Origin of the sequence: Mammaliicoccus sp. G-M28 (genome assembly GCF_022386595.1) — a bacterium.
Lineage (GTDB): Bacteria > Bacillota > Bacilli > Staphylococcales > Staphylococcaceae > Mammaliicoccus > Mammaliicoccus fleurettii.
This window is the reverse complement of record NZ_JAJNIF010000031.1, coordinates 1-3,164: the sequence shown is the minus strand read 5'-3', so window position 1 is coordinate 3,164 and position 3,164 is coordinate 1. Positions and strand designations below refer to the sequence as shown.

The 3,164-nt window shown below is 48.4% G+C and carries 1 rRNA gene; it reads left to right on the top strand.

Annotation, left to right across the window (positions count from 1 at the left end):
• Nucleotides 1–164: 164 nt before the first annotated feature.
• Nucleotides 165–3,091 (top strand): 23S ribosomal RNA (locus LQ609_RS12510).
• Nucleotides 3,092–3,164: the final 73 nt, after the last annotated feature.

The window sequence follows — 3,164 nt, the reverse complement described above, 5'->3', positions numbered from 1 at the left end:
TTGCACATTGAAAACTAGATAAGTAAGCAAATAGATTTTACCAAGCAATAAACCGAGTGAATTTCTAACGAAATTCAAGCTTAATAATCGCGCGTCGTCTTTTTAGACGACATCACAGATTAATAACAGTTATTTTCTTAAACATTATGTATAAGAAAATATTAGATTAAGTTATTAAGGGCGCACGGTGGATGCCTTGGCACTAGAAGCCGAAGAAGGACGTTACTAACGACGATATGCTTTGGGGAGCTGTAAGTACGCTTTGATCCAGAGATTTCCGAATGGGGAAACCCAGCATGAGTTATGTCATGTTATCCACATATGAATACATAGTATGTGAGAAGGCACACCCGGAGAACTGAAACATCTTAGTACCCGGAGGAAGAGAAAGAAAACTCGATTCCCTGAGTAGCGGCGAGCGAAACGGGAATAGCCCAAACCAACAGGCTTGCCTGTTGGGGTTGTAGGACACTCAATACGGAGTTACAAAGGAAATAATTAGACGAATGGTTTTGGAAAAACCAACCATAGAAGGTAATGGTCCTGTAGTCGAAAGTTATTTCTCTCCTGAGTGGATCCTGAGTACGGCGGAACACGTGTAATTCCGTCGGAATCCGGGAGGACCATCTCCCAAGGCTAAATACTCTCTAGTGACCGATAGTGAACCAGTACCGTGAGGGAAAGGTGAAAAGCACCCCGGAAGGGGAGTGAAATAGAACCTGAAACCGTGTGCTTACAAATAGTCAGAGCCCGTTAATGGGTGATGGCGTGCCTTTTGTAGAATGAACCGGCGAGTTACGATTTGATGCAAGGTTAAGCAGTAAATGTGGAGCCGTAGCGAAAGCGAGTCTGAATAGGGCGAATGAGTATCTGGTCGTAGACCCGAAACCAAGTGATCTACCCATGTCCAGGTTGAAGTTCAGGTAACACTGAATGGAGGACCGAACCGACTTACGTTGAAAAGTGAGCGGATGAGGTGTGGGTAGCGGAGAAATTCCAATCGAACTTGGAGATAGCTGGTTCTCTCCGAAATAGCTTTAGGGCTAGCCTCAAGTGATGATTATTGGAGGTAGAGCACTGTTTGGACGAGGGGCCCCTCTAGGGTTACCGAATTCAGACAAACTCCGAATGCCAAATAATTTAACTTGGGAGTCAGACTATGGGTGATAAGGTCCGTAGTCGAAAGGGAAACAGCCCAGACCACCAGCTAAGGTCCCAAAATATATGTTAAGTGGAAAAGGATGTGGCGTTGCCCAGACAACTAGGATGTTGGCTTAGAAGCAGCCATCATTTAAAGAGTGCGTAATAGCTCACTAGTCGAGTGACACTGCGCCGAAAATGTACCGGGGCTAAACATATTACCGAAGCTGTGGATTATCCGTAAGGATAGTGGTAGGAGAGCGTTCTAAACGTGTTGAAGCATGATCGTAAGGACATGTGGAATGTTTAGAAGTGAGAATGCCGGTGTGAGTAGCGAAAGATGGGTGAGAATCCCATCCACCGATTGACTAAGGTTTCCAGAGGAAGGCTCGTCCGCTCTGGGTTAGTCGGGACCTAAGCCGAGGCCGATAGGCGTAGGCGATGGATAACAGGTAGATATTCCTGTACCACCTATGATTGTTTGAACGATGGGGGGACGCAGTAGGATAGGCGAAGCGTGCTGTTGGAGTGCACGTCCAAGCAACAAGACTGAGTGTTAGGCAAATCCGGCACTTATAAGGTTGAGTTGTGATGGGGAGCTGGATCATGTATCCGGCGAGTCGTTGATTTCACACTGCCAAGAAAAGCCTCTAGTTAGAAAATAGGTGCCCGTACCGCAAACCGACACAGGTAGTCAAGATGAGAATTCTAAGGTGAGCGAGCGAACTCTCGTTAAGGAACTCGGCAAAATGACCCCGTAACTTCGGGAGAAGGGGTGCTTTTTAGGGTGCAAGCCTTGAAGAGCCGCAGTGAATAGGCCCAAGCGACTGTTTATCAAAAACACAGGTCTCTGCTAAACCGTAAGGTGATGTATAGGGGCTGACGCCTGCCCGGTGCTGGAAGGTTAAGAGGAGTGGTTAGCTTCTGCGAAGCTACGAATCGAAGCCCCAGTAAACGGCGGCCGTAACTATAACGGTCCTAAGGTAGCGAAATTCCTTGTCGGGTAAGTTCCGACCCGCACGAAAGGCGTAACGATTTGGGCACTGTCTCAACGAGAGACTCGGTGAAATCATAGTACCTGTGAAGATGCAGGTTACCCGCGACAGGACGGAAAGACCCCGTGGAGCTTTACTGTAGCCTGATATTGAAATTTGGCACAGCTTGTACAGGATAGGTAGGAGCCTTTGAAGCGTGAGCGCTAGCTTACGTGGAGGCGCTGGTGGGATACTACCCTGGCTGTGTTGACTTTCTAACCCGCACCATTTGATCATGGTGGGAGACAGTGTCAGGCGGGCAGTTTGACTGGGGCGGTCGCCTCCTAAAGAGTAACGGAGGCGCTCAAAGGTTCCCTCAGAATGGTTGGAAATCATTCGCAGAGTGTAAAGGCACAAGGGAGCTTGACTGCGAGACTTACAAGTCGAGCAGGGTCGAAAGACGGACTTAGTGATCCGGTGGTTCCGCATGGAAGGGCCATCGCTCAACGGATAAAAGCTACCCCGGGGATAACAGGCTTATCTCCCCCAAGAGTTCACATCGACGGGGAGGTTTGGCACCTCGATGTCGGCTCATCGCATCCTGGGGCTGTAGTCGGTCCCAAGGGTTGGGCTGTTCGCCCATTAAAGCGGTACGCGAGCTGGGTTCAGAACGTCGTGAGACAGTTCGGTCCCTATCCGTCGTGGGCGTAGGAAATTTGAGAGGAGCTGTCCTTAGTACGAGAGGACCGGGATGGACATACCTCTGGTGTACCAGTTGTCGCGCCAGCGGCATAGCTGGGTAGCTATGTATGGACGGGATAAGTGCTGAAAGCATCTAAGCATGAAGCCCCCCTCAAGATGAGATTTCCCAACTTCGGTTATAAGATCCCTCAAAGATGATGAGGTTAATAGGTTCGGGGTGTAAGCGCAGTAATGTGTGTAGCTGACGAATACTAATCGATCGAAGACTTAATCAAAATTTTTAACTCGGTTTAACGCCGTAAAATCTGCTTACTATCTAGTTTTGAATGTGCAATACATTCTAATAGT